Origin of the sequence: Amycolatopsis sp. NPDC098790 (assembly GCF_044759945.1) — a bacterium.
Taxonomy (GTDB): Bacteria; Actinomycetota; Actinomycetes; order Mycobacteriales; family Pseudonocardiaceae; genus Amycolatopsis.
The window spans coordinates 30,121-44,836 of the sequence record NZ_JBIWAI010000011.1 but is presented as its reverse complement, the minus strand read 5'-3'; the positions used below and the strand labels follow the sequence as shown (position 1 = coordinate 44,836).

Annotated in this window: 15 protein-coding genes; 10 read left to right on the top strand and 5 right to left on the bottom strand. The window is 72.5% G+C overall.

Annotation, left to right across the window (positions count from 1 at the left end):
• Positions 1 to 168: 168 nt before the first annotated feature.
• The gene (locus ACIQWX_RS48845) at positions 169 to 1,110 is read right to left on the bottom strand and encodes a helix-turn-helix transcriptional regulator (protein WP_400886744.1); all 942 of its coding nucleotides are present in this window, start codon (positions 1,108 to 1,110) and stop codon (positions 169 to 171) included.
• 85 nt (positions 1,111 to 1,195) lie between these two features.
• Here ACIQWX_RS48845 and ACIQWX_RS48840 point away from each other — a divergent pair, with 85 nt between their 5' ends.
• On the top strand, positions 1,196 to 1,588 hold the full coding sequence (locus tag ACIQWX_RS48840) for a VOC family protein (protein WP_400886741.1): 393 nt from the start codon (positions 1,196 to 1,198) through the stop codon (positions 1,586 to 1,588).
• Here ACIQWX_RS48840 and ACIQWX_RS48835 read toward each other — a convergent pair.
• Positions 1,542 to 1,982 carry a hypothetical protein gene (locus ACIQWX_RS48835; RefSeq protein ID WP_400886739.1) on the bottom strand — a complete coding sequence of 147 codons (441 nt, stop codon included), beginning with the start codon at positions 1,980 to 1,982 and terminating at the stop codon, positions 1,542 to 1,544. The two genes, ACIQWX_RS48840 and ACIQWX_RS48835, sit on opposite strands and share 47 nt — an antisense overlap.
• An 86-nt stretch (positions 1,983 to 2,068) precedes the next feature.
• Between ACIQWX_RS48835 and ACIQWX_RS48830 the strand changes: the two genes are divergently transcribed.
• From ACIQWX_RS48830 to ACIQWX_RS48810, 5 genes are all read left to right on the top strand, one after another.
• On the top strand, positions 2,069 to 2,923 hold the full coding sequence (locus tag ACIQWX_RS48830) for a helix-turn-helix transcriptional regulator (RefSeq protein WP_400886737.1): 855 nt from the start codon (positions 2,069 to 2,071) through the stop codon (positions 2,921 to 2,923).
• The gene (locus ACIQWX_RS48825) at positions 2,916 to 3,104 is read left to right on the top strand and encodes a DUF397 domain-containing protein (protein ID WP_400886734.1); all 189 of its coding nucleotides are present in this window, start codon (positions 2,916 to 2,918) and stop codon (positions 3,102 to 3,104) included. The genes ACIQWX_RS48830 and ACIQWX_RS48825 overlap by 8 nt, the downstream gene beginning before the upstream one ends.
• Before the next feature lie 49 nt (positions 3,105 to 3,153).
• Complete coding sequence (locus tag ACIQWX_RS48820; RefSeq protein ID WP_400886732.1) at positions 3,154 to 3,903, top strand: 3-hydroxybutyrate dehydrogenase; 750 nt, start codon at positions 3,154 to 3,156, stop codon at positions 3,901 to 3,903.
• Positions 3,904 to 3,977: 74 nt separating this feature from the next.
• Positions 3,978 to 5,306, top strand: coding sequence for an MFS transporter (locus tag ACIQWX_RS48815; protein WP_400886729.1), 1,329 nt, complete (start codon positions 3,978 to 3,980; stop codon positions 5,304 to 5,306).
• Between the two features lies 1 nt (position 5,307).
• Complete coding sequence (locus tag ACIQWX_RS48810) at positions 5,308 to 7,176, top strand: helix-turn-helix domain-containing protein (RefSeq protein WP_400886726.1); 1,869 nt, start codon at positions 5,308 to 5,310, stop codon at positions 7,174 to 7,176.
• On the opposite strand, the gene ACIQWX_RS48805 is transcribed toward ACIQWX_RS48810, so the two are convergent.
• On the bottom strand, positions 7,165 to 8,313 hold the full coding sequence (locus ACIQWX_RS48805; RefSeq protein WP_400886724.1) for an MFS transporter: 1,149 nt from the start codon (positions 8,311 to 8,313) through the stop codon (positions 7,165 to 7,167). The genes ACIQWX_RS48810 and ACIQWX_RS48805 overlap by 12 nt on opposite strands.
• Positions 8,314 to 8,343: 30 nt before the next feature.
• Between ACIQWX_RS48805 and ACIQWX_RS48800 the strand changes: the two genes are divergently transcribed.
• A complete protein-coding gene (locus tag ACIQWX_RS48800; protein ID WP_400886722.1) occupies positions 8,344 to 9,354 on the top strand; it encodes a LacI family DNA-binding transcriptional regulator in 1,011 nt (336 codons plus the stop codon).
• Here the strand turns inward: ACIQWX_RS48800 and ACIQWX_RS48795 are convergent.
• A complete protein-coding gene (locus ACIQWX_RS48795; protein WP_400886720.1) occupies positions 9,344 to 10,234 on the bottom strand; it encodes an NADP-dependent oxidoreductase in 891 nt (296 codons plus the stop codon). The two genes, ACIQWX_RS48800 and ACIQWX_RS48795, sit on opposite strands and share 11 nt — an antisense overlap.
• Before the next feature lie 78 nt (positions 10,235 to 10,312).
• Here ACIQWX_RS48795 and ACIQWX_RS48790 point away from each other — a divergent pair, with 78 nt between their 5' ends.
• From ACIQWX_RS48790 to ACIQWX_RS48780, 3 genes are all read left to right on the top strand, one after another.
• The gene (locus ACIQWX_RS48790; protein WP_400886719.1) at positions 10,313 to 10,849 is read left to right on the top strand and encodes a TetR/AcrR family transcriptional regulator; all 537 of its coding nucleotides are present in this window, start codon (positions 10,313 to 10,315) and stop codon (positions 10,847 to 10,849) included.
• An 81-nt stretch (positions 10,850 to 10,930) separates the two neighbouring features.
• Positions 10,931 to 11,224, top strand: a complete 294-nt coding sequence (locus ACIQWX_RS48785; protein ID WP_400886716.1) for a hypothetical protein — start codon at positions 10,931 to 10,933, stop codon at positions 11,222 to 11,224.
• Positions 11,221 to 13,473: a TOMM precursor leader peptide-binding protein gene (locus ACIQWX_RS48780; RefSeq protein WP_400886715.1), complete on the top strand. Its 2,253-nt coding sequence runs from the start codon at positions 11,221 to 11,223 to the stop codon at positions 13,471 to 13,473. The genes ACIQWX_RS48785 and ACIQWX_RS48780 overlap by 4 nt, the downstream gene beginning before the upstream one ends.
• On the opposite strand, the gene ACIQWX_RS48775 is transcribed toward ACIQWX_RS48780, so the two are convergent.
• A complete protein-coding gene (locus ACIQWX_RS48775) occupies positions 13,470 to 14,669 on the bottom strand; it encodes an alpha/beta hydrolase family esterase (RefSeq protein WP_400886712.1) in 1,200 nt (399 codons plus the stop codon). The two genes, ACIQWX_RS48780 and ACIQWX_RS48775, sit on opposite strands and share 4 nt — an antisense overlap.
• Positions 14,670 to 14,716: the final 47 nt, after the last annotated feature.

Genomic DNA, 14,716 nt, shown 5'->3' with positions numbered 1-14,716 from the left:
ACTCGTAGTAGGTATTCCTAGTGTCCACTGTGGAGTGATTAACGCCGTTCACCGAGGATAACGGCCACGGGGAGTATGTGCAGGCCCTCCGCCCGGGTCTTGAATGACTCATTCAGGACCGCTGACGCCTTGAATGACTCATTCAAGACCTCCGGGGTCCTGAATGACTCATTCAGGACATGTGGGGGCATAGCGGGCGACCAGCTCGCCGCCGAGCCGGGCCAGTTCGGATCGGACGGACTCGGGACCCTCCACCTCGACGAGTGCGCCCCACCCGGCCAGCTCCTGCGCGATCATGATCGGCGCCGGCGCGGCCACCCGCGCGCGGACCCGGTCGCCGGGCAGGTCCGCGACCCGCTCGCAGTGCCGGCCGAACCGGCCGCGCAGCACGGCGAAGTAGCGGCGCTCCAGCACCACGTCCGCGGTGAGCAGTGACCGGCGCTTCTCGATCTCCTCGACGACCTCGTCCCACACCTTCGCCAGTTCGAGGTCCGCCGGGCGGTCGGCGGGGTCGTCCGTCGCGGCGGGTTCGACGATCCGGTCGACCCGGAACGTCCGGCGCCCGGCAGGCGTCCCGGCGACGAGGTACCAGACGTCGTCCTTGTCGACCAGCCCCCACGGGTCCACGAGCCGCTCGCGCCCGCTGTAGGTGAACCGGACGCGCCGGCGCGCGATCACGGCGTCGCGCAGCAGTTCGACCGTCGGCGGCCGGTCCTTGACGCGTTCGCCCCAGCCGGCCGGGTCGACGACGATCGCGTCGGCGGCCGCCTCGGCGTCGGAGCGGAACGTGCCCGGCAGCGCGCCCATCAGCTTGCGCAGCGCCGACTTCACCTCGGGGGACGCGGCCGCGGCCGGGCCGGCCAGGAGGAACAGCGCCTGCGACTCGCGCGCGGTCAGGCCGGACAGGTCGGTCCGCGCGCCGCCGACCAGCTGCCACCCGCCGCCGCGGCCCGGCTGCGGGTAGACGGGCACGCCCGCCGTCGAGAGCGCTTCGAGGTCACGGCGAGCCGTCGCGACGGAGGTTTCCAGCTCCGCGGCCAGTTCGGCGGCCGTGACGCGGCCGCGCGCCTGCATCAGCAGCAAGGTGGCGACAAGGCGGTCGGCGCGCATGGGAGGAGTGTCGCAAACAAAGTGCTCAGTCGATGAGCACTTTGCCTCCGCATGATGGCTCCAGAACCGCTTGAGAGGAGCAGAGATGCTGCGAGGAATGGCCACCGTGACGTACTACGCCGAGGACCACGAAGCCGCGAAGGCGTGGTACACGGAGTTCTTGGGGATCGAGCCGTACTTCGAACGGCCGGGGTACTTCGAGTTCCGGATCGGCGACTACCAGCACGAACTCGGCGTCATCGACGCCCGGTACGCGCCGGGGCAGCGGACCGAGCCGGGCGGGGAGATCGTCCGCTGGCACGTCGACGACCTCGAAGCGACCCTTGCCCGCCTGCTCGAACTCGGCGCGAAGGAGTTCGAGCCGATCATCGAACGCGGACCCGGGTTCGTGACGGCGACCGTCGTCGACCCGTTCGGCAACGTCCTCGGCATCATGACGAACGTGCACTACCTGGACGTGCTGAAGGAACGCTCGTGAGGCGGTAGGCCTCCTTGACGCACTTGTCGCACCGCTCGTGCCGGACGGTCCTTTCGGCCGGATCGGTGCCGTAGAACGGGAAGCAGCCCGCGCCGCAGCTCGCGAAGTAGATGAGGCCCAGGCGGACCTCGCCGCGGCCGACGTAGTGCGCGAGACGCCGGCGCGGCTCCGGCCCGCACTCCGGGATCCAGCCGTGGGCGGGCAGACGGGCGGCGGCGATGTCGTCGAGGACGCCCGCGCGGGAGATCAGGTCGGCGCCGAGGCAGGTGAAGCGCTCGCCGAGGTCGCGCATGCCGTCGGCGCGCAGGGGCGGGCCGGCGAGCCAGGCGACGTCGCCGGGGAGCGTCGCGGCCAGGTCGCGCAGACGGGTCAGGAGGGCGTGGTCCGGGTCCATGACCTGCAGGAAACCTGACGCGGATTTGTGACACCAGCCGATGAGCGGGCGCGGGAAATGTCGGACCCCGGTGACAGAATGCGCTCATGGCGACACCCTTCGCGACACCCCGGGCGAGAGCGCTCGGCTTCGGGCTCAGGACTTGCCGGACGGCTCGGAACCTCGGCGTGCGCGAGCTGGCGAGGTTGATCGATGTGCTTCCGCAGGAACTGTCCAATTGGGAGTACGGGAAGCGGATTCCCAAGGTGGAGCAGGTGGGGCTGCTGATGGGGGTGCTGGTCGTGGAGCCGCGGGAGCGGGCCCGGCTCCTGGACCTCGCCAAGAACGCAGCCGAGGTGAGCTGGCTCGAGAAGGTGATGCCCGGCGTTTCGCTGAAGCCCGGCACGTATGTGCAGTACGAGCGGGAAGCGAACGAGTTGTTCGGGTGGGAACCGGCGCTGGTCCCCGGGCTGCTCCAGACTCCGGACTACGCGCGGACAGTGCTGGCCGGCTTCGGGGTGGTCGGCGCGGAGATCGAGCGGCTGGCCTTGGCCCGGGAGACCCGGCGGGGCCTGCTGACCAACCCGTGGCCTGCGGAGTTCCGGGCGGTGGTCGGGGAGGCGGTGCTGCGGCCCGACTTCATCGAACCGGCGGTGATGGTCGAGCAGCTTCGCTTCCTGCGCACCTTCTCCCGGCGGAGCAACGTTTCGCTGCAGGTCCTGCCGCACAGCCCGGGGTTTCACCCCGGGCTGTGCGGGCCGTACGTGATCCTCGGGTTCCCGAACCTGCCGCCGATCGTCTTCATCGAGCAGTACCGGTCGAGTGCCTACCTCTACGCTGCCGATCAGGTGGCCGACTACCGGTCGGCCGCCCAGACCTTGGCGGCGCTGGCCCTGAGTGAGCAGGAGAGCTGCGCGCTCATCGGGGAGGTGATCGCCGAACTCGGAGGCTCGGATGGGTGAGTGGCGGACTTCCCGCTTCTCAGGTGAGGACAATTGCGTCGAGGTCGCGCTCGGACCTGCGGCAAAAATCCGCGACACCAAGGACCGCGCCGGCGGCACCCTCGAAATCTCCACCCGATCGTGGGATGCCTTCGTGATCGGCCTATGTCGCTCGACCCCATCGGATCTTCGCGAGCTGTAGCTCCCGCGCACATAGCCCGCGACCCGGGGCACGCTTACCGTTCCCGTCCATGACCAGCGATCTGGACGGGCGCACCGCCCTCGTCACCGGCGGGGCCTCGGGCATCGGCCTGGCCTGCGTCCGGGCTCTCGCCGCGGCCGGGGCGAAGGTGCGCGTCGTCGACTTGGACCGGGACCGCGCCGAAGCCGCCGCCACTGAAGTCGGGGGTTGGGCGCACGCCGCCGATCTCACCGATCCCTCGACGATCGACGCCTTGCCCGCCGAGGTCGACATCCTGGTCAACAACGCCGGGATCCAGCACGTCGCGCCGCTCGAAGACTTTCCGCCGGACGTCTTCACGCGCATCCAGTCCCTCATGGTCACCGCTCCCTTCCTGCTGATCCGGCACGTCCTGCCGTCGATGTACGCGCGGGGCTGGGGGCGGATCGTCAACATGTCGAGCGTCCACGGGCTGCGGGCCTCGCCCTACAAAGCCGCGTACGTCGCCGCCAAACACGGGCTCGAAGGCCTCTCGAAGGTCGCCGCCCTCGAAGGGGCCGCGCACGGTGTCACCAGCAACTGCGTGAATCCCGGGTACGTCCGCACGCCGCTGGTCGACAACCAGATCGACGCGCAGGCCGCCGAGCACGACATCCCGCGCGAGGACGTCGTCTCCGAAGTCCTCCTCAAGCGCGCCGCCATCAAGAAGCTCATCGAAACCGACGACGTCGCTTCCCTGGTGACGTGGCTGTGCTCGCCGCACGCCGGCCACGTCACCGGGGCGTCCATCCCGCTCGACGGCGGCTGGACAGCCGCATAAAAGCCGCCGCATTAAGCCGCCGCCTGGAACCGCCGTCCAAGAACCCGCCAAACCACAAGGAAGTGGAGCCCGCAGTGAGCCAACCCCACCGGTCGGCGATCGCCAAGATCGTCGGCGCGAGCCTGATCGGCACCACCATCGAGTGGTACGACTTCTTCCTCTACACCTCGGCCGCCGCCCTCGTCTTCAACAAGCTGTTCTTCCCGACGGCGGACCCGCTGACCGGCACGCTGCTGGCGTTCCTGACCTACGCCGTCGGGTTCCTGGCCCGCCCGATCGGCGGCCTCGTCTTCGGCCACTTCGGCGACCGGCTCGGCCGCAAGAAGCTGCTGATCGTCAGCCTGGTGCTGATGGGCGGGTCGACGTGCCTGATGGGCGTCCTGCCGACGTACGCGTCCGCGGGCGTCGCGGCGCCTCTGCTCCTCACGCTGCTTCGCCTGGTGCAGGGCTTCGCGCTGGGTGGCGAGTGGGGCGGGGCGGTCCTGATCGTCTCCGAGCACGGCGACGACCGCCGTCGCGGGTTCTGGGCGAGCTGGCCGCAGTGCGGCGCGCCCGGCGGGAACCTCCTCGCGACGGCCGTCCTGGCGATCCTTTCGGCCACGCAGTCCGATGCGACGTTCATGTCGTGGGGCTGGCGCGTCCCGTTCCTGCTCTCGGGCGTGCTGCTGCTGATCGGGCTGTGGATCCGGCTGGCCGTCTCGGAGTCGCCGGTGTTCCTGGCCGCGCAGAAGCAGGCCGAGAGCCGCACCGAAAAGCACGTGCCCGTCGTCGAGGTCTTCCGCGACAGCTGGCGCCAGGTGCTGATCACGATCGGCGCGCGGATGGCGGAGAACGTCTCGTACTACGTGATCACCGCGTTCATCCTCGTGTACGTCACGACCGGGCTGCACCTGCCGAAGGGCGTCGGCCTGACCGCGGTGCTGATCGGCTCGGCCGTGCACTTCGTGACGATCCCGCTGTGGGGCGCGCTGTCCGACCGCGTCGGCCGCCGCCCGGTCTACCTGTTCGGCGCGATCGGGATGGCCTTGTGGGGCTTCGCGTTCTTCGCGCTGCTGGACACGAAGTCGTCGCCGGTGATCGTGCTGGCCGCGACCGTCGGGCTGGTGCTGCACGGCGCGATGTACGGCCCGCAGGCCGCGTTCTTCGCCGAGCAGTTCCCGACGCGGGTGCGCTACACGGGCCTGTCGGTCGGCGGGCAGCTGTCGTCGATCGCCGCGGGTGCCGTCGCTCCGCTGATCGCCGTCGCGCTGTTCTCCGCGTGGGGCAGCACCGTGCCGGTGTCGCTGTACGTCGCCGCGATGTGCGTGCTCACGGTGATCGCGCTGCTGTCGGCCCGCGAGACGCGCGGCGAATCGCTGCACGACGACGACGTCCAGGCGGAGACGGCGGCCGTTTCGCCCTAGCATGACGGCCGTGACCGCACCTTCCGACGCGCTGCGCCGGCTGCTCGACCTGCTCGCCTCCGGGGCGAGCAGCGAGCAGCTGGCGCACGTCGTCGTGGCCGCCCGCGCCGAGGGCACGCTCGGCGCGGCCGACCTGGCCGCCCTCGCCAGCGCGGGCGAGCTGGCGCTGCGGATCCGCGAGACCCTCGCCGAGCACCGGCGCCGCGAGGCCCAGCTCGGCGCGCTGTTCGACACCGCGAGCGAGCTGGCCGCACTGTCCGATCCGGACACCGTGCTGCGGTCGATCGTCCGGCGGGCGCGGGCGCTGCTGAACGTCGACGTGTCGTACCTGTCGCTCAACCGCGAGGCCGAGAACAAGACGTACGTGCGGGTCAGCGACGGGTCGGTGTCGGCGGAGTTCCAGCAGATCGTGCTGGGCATGGGGGAGGGGCTCGGCGGGCTCGTCGCGCAGACCGCGCGGCCGTACGCGACGGCGGACTACTTCAACGACGAGCGGTTCAAGCACACGCGGCACATCGACTCCGGCGTCAAGGACGAGGGCCTGACCGCGATCCTCGGCGTCCCGCTGGCCATCGGGCCGAAGGTGCTGGGCGTGCTGTTCGCGTCCGACCGCGCGACGCGGGAGTTCAGCCCGGACGAGGTGGCGCTGCTGTCCTCGCTGGCCGACCACGCGGCGATCGCCCTGGACAGCGCGAACCTCCTGGACCAGACGCGCCGGGCCGTCGCCGAGCTGAACGAGGCCAACGCGACCATCCGCGCGCACACCGAGGCGATGGAACGCGCCCAGGACGCCCACGACCGGCTGACCGACCTGGTGCTGCGCGGCGGCGACCTGCCGGACGTCGCGGCGGCCGTCGCCGGGGTGCTGCACGGCGACCTCACGGTGTACGACGCCGACGGCACACTCCTGGCCAGTTCGGCTTACCCCGCGCCGCTCGATCCGGACGCGCTGTTCGCGGCCCGCACCGCCGGCCGGGCCGTGTCCACAAAGGACAGCTGGGTGTGCGGTGTCCAGGCCGGTCCCGAACTGCTCGGCAGCCTGGTGCTGACGGGTCCCGACGGGCTCAGCGACCCCGACCGGCGGCTGTTCGAACGCGCCGGCGTCGTGACGGCGCTGCTGCTGATGCTGCGGCGGTCGGTGGTCCGGGCGGAGGACGAGGTCCGCGGTGAGCTGCTGACCGACCTGCTCACCGCGCCGGACCGCAATCCGCGGGCGCTGCTCGCGCGGGGCCGTCGGTTGGGGATCGATCTGTCGGCGCCGCACGCGGTGTTGGTGGCGCACGCGGACGGCGGTTCGCGACGACGTCTGGCGAGCGCGGCCGCCCGGCACGCGACGCTGGTGGGCGTCCATGCCGAAGAGGTCGTCCTGCTGGGTGCGGGCGACCCGGACGAGCTGGCCCGCCGCGTCGCGGCCGACCTCGGTGCGGCGACCGGCCGCCCGGTGACGGTGGGGGCGGCGGGCCCGGCGAGCGGCCCGTCGGCGATCGCGTCGGCGCACGGCGAAGCGGCGCGGTGCGTCCGGGCGTTGCTGGCGCTGGGCCGCACCGGCGAGGGCGCGGCGATGGCGGGGCTGGGGTTCCTCGGGCAGCTGCTGGGGGACCACGCGGACCTGGACGGGTTCGTCCGGCAGACGCTGGGGCCGGTGCTGGACTACGACGCGCGGCGCGGGACCGAGCTGGTGGCGACGCTGCGGGCGTACTTCGCGAGCGGGTCGCAGCTGGCGCGGACGAAGGACGTGCTGCACGTCCACGTGAACACGGTGGTGCAGCGGCTGGAGCGGGTGGCGTCGCTGCTGGGGGAAGACTGGCAGGCCCCGGATCGGGCGCTGGAAATTCAGCTGGCCCTGCGGGTGCACCGGTTAGGCGGTTGAGGCGAACGCCTTCGACCGCCACACCACGAGTGCCGACGTCAGGCCACCCACTGTCGCGATGAGCACCGCCAGCGGCAACATCCCGTGGTCCAAGCCCAGTCCACCCAGCGCGGCGCCCAGCGCGATGCCGATCTGGAACGCCACGATGTACACCGCCGACGCCAGGTCCGGCCGGTCCTTCGCCACCCGCAGCACCGCCGCCTGCAGCACCACCCCGATCCCCGCCGCCGGTCCGGCCCACGCCACGATCGCCGTCCCCGCGACCACCGGGCCCGGGGACACCAGCAGCGCCAGCATGCAGACCGCTAGGCCGGCCGTCGTGACCAGCGCCGTCGCGCGCGGGTGGTGGTCGATGTGCCTGCCGATCAGGACCAGGCCGAGCAAGCCCGCCAAGCCGTGAGCGAAGAGCAATGCCGACGTCGACGGCCCGGTCAGGTGGACGTACCGCGCGATGATCGCCGTGATGTACGTGAACGCCGCGAAGTGCCCCGTCACGACCAGCAACGTCGTCACGTTGACCGGGAACTGCGCGCGGTCGACGGCGATCCGGGAGCCGGACGCGGGGGCGACGGCGGGCATCGGGACGACCGTCACGCGGATGACCAGCGCCGTCACCGCCGCGACCGCCGCCACCACCAGGACCGCGAGCCGCCAGCCGAAGGTCGTGCCGAGCCACGAACTCACCGACAGCCCGAACAGGAACGCCAGCGAGTTGCCCGCGAACACCACCGCCGTCGCGCGGCCGCCCCGGCCGGGCCCGAGCAGCCGGGCGGCCATCGACGCGACCACCGACCAGAACACGCCGTGGCCCGCGGCCGCCACCAGCCGGGCCGCGATCGCGACGCCGTAGTTCGGCGCGACCGCCAGCACCACGTTGGACACCACGACCATGCCCAGCGTGACCAGCGCCGTCGTCCGGCGGTCCCAGCGGGACGTCAGCGCGACCAGCGGCACCACCGAGACCGCCACGACCAGCGCGTACCCGGTCATCAGGAGCCCGACCGCGGAGTCGCTCACCCCCAGCCCGGACGCGAGCTGCGGCAGCAGCGCCACGGGCAGGTTCTCCGAGGTCACAGACACGAAACAGGCGGCGCTGAGCGCTCCCAGTGCCAGCCGGGTCCGGGGTTCGACGAGCATTGTTTAACGATACACAGCTAGGGTGGGGCGATGTCCAGACCGACGATGGCCGACGTCGCGCGCCGGTGCGGGGTCTCGGCGATGACCGTGTCGTACTGCTACAACCAGCCCGACCGCGTCGCGCCCGAGACACTGCGCCGCGTCCTTGAGGTCGCCTCCGAGCTGGGTTACCGCGGGCCGGACCCCACCGCGCGGTCGCTGCGCCGCCGGCACAACGGCGCCATCGGCGTCGTGCTCGGCGAACACCTCGCGTACGCCTTCGAAGACCCGCAGGCCCGTCGGTTCCTCGCCGGCGTCGCCGAGGTCTGCCGGGAGCGCGGCAGCGGCCTCAACCTGATCCCGACGACCGGCGCGGAGGACGACGTCGAGCGCGTCCGGTCGGCGTCGGTCGACGGCTACATCGTGTGGACGACCGTCGACGGCGATCCCGTGCTCGACGTCGTGAGCGGGCTCGGCAAGCCCGTCGCGATCCACGGCGGCCCCGCGTTCGCCGGGGCGCGGGTCGTCAGCATCGACAACCGGGCGTCCGCGCGAGAACTCGCCGAGCGCGCCTTCGCCGGGGCGCGCCGGCCCGCCGTGCTCAGCTTCCCCTTCGACCGCGACCGCCGTCCCCGGCTGGAAACCGCGCCCGCGGCGGAAACCATCGCCTTCCCCGTTACGCGCGAACGGCTTCTGGGCATCTACGACCACCTCGGCGACCCCGGCGGCTTGCCGGTGGCCGTCGTCGCCCGCAACGACCGTGACGAAGCCGCGAAGCAGGCCGAAGCGCTCCTCGACACCGAGCCCGACGCGGTGATCGGCATGAGCGACCAGCTCGCGTTCGCCGTCCTCGACGCCGCCCGCCGCCGCGGCCTGCGGGTGCCCGAAGACCTGGCGGTCGCCGGGTGGGACGACGACCCCGACGCCGGCCGCGCCGGGCTCACCACCGTCGCGCAGTCGCTGTTCGAGCAGGGCCGGGACTGCGCCCTGATCGCGCTCGGCTCGCGGGTGCCCGACCGGCCGGCGGAGTGGACGACGACGGTCCGGGCGTCTACTCGCTGACCTTCACGACGAGCTTTCCCCGCCTCGGCCCGCGTTCGGCGGCGGCGTGCGCGGCGGCCGCGTCGGTGAAGACCGCCTCGACGGGCACGCGGAACCGGCCTTCCTCGAAGAGCCGGGCCGCGATGGCGAGGCCGTGGCGCCCGTCCGGTTCGCCGGCCAAGGCGCCGACCGAGACGCGAACGCCGTGGGAGGGTCCGCTGAAGTCGGCGAGCGTGACGACCGACGACGGCGTCCCGGTCAGCTCGACCAGTTCCGGCAGCGACCCCTTCCCGGCGACGTCAAGGGCCGCGTCGACCCCGGACACCCGGGCGGGCAGGCCGGGACCGTACGGAACCGGCGTCGCACCCAGGCTTTCGACGAACTCCAGGTCGCCGCCCGTCCCGAGCACCCGCGCGCCCCGCGCGAGCGCCAAGCCCACGACGAGACTGCCGACGCCGCCGGACGCGCCGTCGACCAGCAGGGTCATGCCGTCCCGGACGTCGAGGAGGTCGAGCGCGCGGGTCGCCGTCTCGATCCCGGAGGCCGCCGCCCCGGCCTGCGCCCACGGCATCGACGGCGGCTTGGGCGCCCAGAAGGCGAGCACGGCGAACTCGGCGGTCGCCCCGCCGAGCCGGGCGACGTCGACCGCGCCGAACACCTCGTCGCCGACGTCGGCTCCCGGGCCGGCTTCGTCCACGACACCGGCCGCGTCGACGCCGGGGATGTGCGGCAAGGCGATCGGCGACCGCGACTTCCCGGCTCGGATCGCGAGGTCCACCGGGGAAACCCCGGCCGTCCGGACGCGGATCCGCACCTCGCCGGGACCGGCGTGCGGCTCCGGGAGTTCGCCTGCCGCCAGGACTTCCGGCGGCCCGAACCGCTCGAACCGGGTTGCGAACACGATCACTCCTCCACATCGGACAGGCTGACCGCGCCTACGCTAGGAAAGATCACCGGAGCCGAACGGGAAGTGAGAACCGTGGCCGACGAACCGACTCGGAAACGCCGGGTGGACGCCGAACACAACCGCCGGCACCTCGTCGCGGTCGCGCACACGGCGTTCGCGCGCCACGGCCCGGACCTGCCGGTGCGGGAGATCGCGCGGCGCGCGGGCCTGGCGACGGCGACCGTCCACCGGCACTTCCCGTCCCGCGCCGACCTCCTCGCGGCCGTGCTCGACGGCCAGGTGGACCGCTGTGAGCGGCAGCTGCGGGCCGCGCTCGCCGACCCGAACAGCCGCCGCGCGCTGACCCGCACGTTCCACCGCTTCGGCGAGTGGCGCGCCGAGGAGCCGGGGCTGACCGGTGTCCTCGCCGGGCCGGAGTTCGCGGGACGGCGCCACGCGCACGCTTCGGCGTTCGAGCGGCTGGTCGAGCGAGCCGGTAACGACGGCGTCCTGCGGCCCGGGGTGACGGTCGACGACGTCCGGCTCGCGTTGACCGCCCTGACATCGGCGCGGACGGGCGAGTCGGCGCGGCGGCTGACCGCGGTGCTGCTCACCGGGCTGCTGACGTGATTGCCTCCATCTGGCCCTGGTGAAGTGCTCGCGGAACTGGGCACGATGGGAGTTGCCGGAAACGACATCGAGGGGGATCTCGTGGACGAATTCACGCGCGCGCTCCAGACGGCGTTCGGCGCCGGGCCGGCCGGGTCGGCGGAGTTGACGGTCGACCGGCTGGACGGCCGGGCGGTGACCGGATCCGGCGGTTCGCGGCTCTGCGCAACGGCGGCGGGCTTCGGCGGGAACGACCCGGTGCGGCCGTCGGTCAGCCCCTGCCGGCTGGAACACCCGGCCCCGGAGTGCATGTGCCAAGCCGAGCCGCCGGTGTTCTCGACCCGGTGCATCTGCCGCGTCGAGCACCCGGCGCCGGTGGCCGCGATCCACGGGTGACCGAACCGCCCCGGCCGCTCGTCGGGTTCAAGCGCCACCTGAGCGTCGCGGTGGTGCCCGGCGACGCGGTGTACGTGCTGTCCGAAGACGAGGCCGCGGCCCTGCGCGGTCCGCACCTGGAGTCACTGGTCCCGCTGCTGGACGGCACCCGGGACTTCACCGCGGTGCGCCGCGAGCTGCCCGAGGACGTCCCCGCCGAGCAAGCCGCCGGCCTGCTGGCCCACCTCGCGAAGACGCAGGTGGTCGGCCTGCGCTCCGCGGCCGGTTCCGCGGCGGATCGGCCGGCGCTGGCTTACTGGGACGCCATCGGCGGCGACGGCGAAGCCGCGACGGCCGCCGTCGCGCGCGGCCGCGTCGCACTGGCCGGCACGGCTTCCGCGCCGGCCGCGGCGGAAGCCCTGCGCGCGTCGGGGCTCACGGTGGTCGAGCGAGCCGAGGACGCGGACCTCTCCGTCGTGCTGTGCCAGGACTACCTCGAGGCCCGTCTGTCCGAAGTGGACGCACGACAGCGGGCGGCCGGGCGGCCCTGGCTGCTCGCCAAGCCGGCCGGGGCGCGGCTGTCGATCGGTCCGTTCTTCACCCCGGGAGACGGGCCCTGCTGGCACTGCCTGGCCACGCGGCTGTGGGGTAACCGGCCCGCCGAAGCGCACGTCCGGGACACCCTCGGCCTGCCGGGGCCGCTACCGCGCCCGGAGGCCACGCTCGCCCCGCTGGCCGCCGTCGCGGTGAACCTCGTCGCCTTGGAAGCGGTCAAATGGGTGGCGGGACAGCGAAATCCCGGCCAACGTGCACTGTGGACGTTCGACAGCAGCGACCTGACCGGGGAACGGCACGAGGTCCGCGCCCGTCCGCAGTGCGCCTCCTGCGGGAACCCGGAGCTGGTGCGCGAGCGGACCCGCCGGCCCGTGCGCCTGGCACCCAGGACGAAGACCGACACCGCGGGCGGCGGGCACCGCGCGGTGCCGCCGGAGCAGGTGCTCGGGACCTACCGGCACCTCGTCAGCCCGCTGACCGGCGTCGTCAAGGAGCTGCGGCGCGACACGCGCGGTCCGGCCCTGTTCGCCTCCTACCGCTCCGGGCCCAACATCGCGCTGGGCCGCCGCGGTGCCGACCGGCTGCGCACGGCGTTGCGGAGCCAGAACGGCGGAAAGGGCGTCACCCCGGTCCAGGCCGAGGTGGGAGCGCTGTGCGAGGCCCTCGAACGGCACAGCGGCCACTACGACGGCGACGAAGAACGCGTGCGGGCCAGTTTCCGCTCGCTGGGCGACGCGGCGGTGCACCCCGACACCTGCCAGCTTTTCCACGAGCGCCAGTACCCCGGCCGGGCGCACGAAAACGGGAGCCACGGCCCGTTCCAGTTCGTCTGCGACCCGTTCGACGACGACGCCGAGCAGGACTGGACGCCGGTGTGGTCGCTCACCCGCGGCGAGCACCGGTTGTTCCCGACCGCGATGCTGTACTTCGGGGTGCCCGCCGAACCGGGGCCGGTGTCCTTGTTCGCCGACTCCAACGGCAACGCCGCGGGAAGCACGCTCGAAGACGCGGCGCTGCAAGGGATGCTGGAGGTCGTGGAGCGCGACGCCGTGGCGCTGTGGTGGTACAACCGCACCCGTCAGCCGGGCGTCGACCTCGACGCGTTCGGTGATCCCTGGATCGGCGAGCTTCGCGAGGCGTACGCGGGGCTGGGCCGCGAGGTCTGGGCGCTGGACGTGACGTCCGACATCGGGGTACCCGTCTTCGCCGCGCTGTCCCGGTGCGTCGACGGGCCGTACGAGCGGATCATGCTGGGCTTCGGCGCCCACCTCGACCCGGCCGTCGCCCTGCGGCGCGCGCTGACCGAGCTGAACCAGATGATGCCCCCCGTCCTCGACGGGTGGGACGGCGGCGACGACCCGGACGCGGCCCGGTGGCTGCGCGACGCCGCGGTGGCCGGGCACCCGTACCTCCTGCCCGATCCGGCGGGGCGGGCGGTCGGACCGGCGGACCACGGCTACGCGTACTCGGCCGACCTGCTGGCGGATCTTCAGCTGGTGCAAGGAAAACTGGAGCACGCCGGGCTGGAGGTGTTCGTGCTCGACCAGACGCGTCCCGACATCGGCCTGCCCGTGGTCAAGGTGATCGTGCCGGGCATGCGGGGGTTCTGGGCGCGGTTCGCACCCGGCCGGCTCTACGACGTGCCGGTGCGGCTCGGCCGCCTGGCCGAGCCGACCGCGTACGAAGACCTCAACCCCTTCCCGATCTTCCTCTAGCACTGCCCGTCGGCGAGGACCCAGTAGCCAGGGGACGTTTCGCGCAGGGCGTGCGTGGTGAAGGTGTTCCACAGGCCCATGGCCTGGTTGGAGCCGTTCGCGTAGACCTGGCCGGCGCTCTGGTGCGCGCGGCCCGCCTGCGTGTGGGCGTAGTTGCTGGCGTTCACGCAGGTGCCCGGCGGCTGGGTGGACGTCGTGGTCGTGGTCGTCGGCGGCGTGGTCGTGGTGCCGCCGGATCCCTTGTCCAGCCCCCAGAACACACCCGTGTAGTAGCTGGAGCAGATGCCCGCGAGGAAGTACGCGCCGGTGCTGCCGCACTGCGTCGCGCCCGTGCCCGGGTCGACGGCCGTGCCGTGGCCCATGCCGGCGATCGAGTACAGCTGAACCTTGTCGGCGTAGTTCGTCAACGTCGTGCCGCCGGGCAGGGACTGGGTGCTCGTCGGGGTCTGGGAGACGCCGTGCACCGCGGTCCACTGGTCGCGCAGCTCGGTGCCGTTGACCGGGTAGACCGTGTAGTCGCCGGTGCCCTGCCAGATCGCGACGCGCGGCCACGGCCCGCTGTAGCCGGGGTACTGGGCCTTGACCTTCGAGGCCCACTGCGCCGGCGTCAGGTTCTGGTTGTTCTGCTGGCAGTTCGTCGCCTGGGTGACGCTCGTGGCGCACTGCGCGGGGAGCCCGGCGTTGATGCCGCCGCCTGCGAAGACGTCCGGGTAGGCGGCGAGCAGGTCCGCCGTCATGCCGCCGCCCGCCGACAAGCCGGTGACGTACACGCGCGAGCGGTCCGAGCCGTGGTCGGCGATCGCCTTGTCCACCATGGACTTGACGGACGCGGCCTCGCCGTTGCCCCGGGTGTCGTCGGCGGTGGAGAACCAGTTGAAGCACTTGAGCGAATTGTTGGACGTCGACTGCTGGGGGAACACGACCTCGAACCGCCACTTGTCGGCCAGCTGGGGCCAGCCCGAGTGGGCGTAGTAGTCCGACGCGCTCTGCGTGCAGCCGTGCAGGGCGACGACGACCGGGCGGCCGGTTTCGAGCCCGGACGGCGTGTAGGTATACATCGCGAGGGCGCCGGGGTTGGCGCCGAAGTTCGAGACCTGGACCAGGGACGACGGTGGCGGGTCGGCGCTCGCCACCCCGACGGTGGTGAGCACGGCGGCGGTGATCGCGGCGAGTCCGGCGAAGGCGAGCTTGCGCATGGGGGAGTCCTTCTCGTCGTTGAGAGGGGTTTCCAGCGACGCTAGGT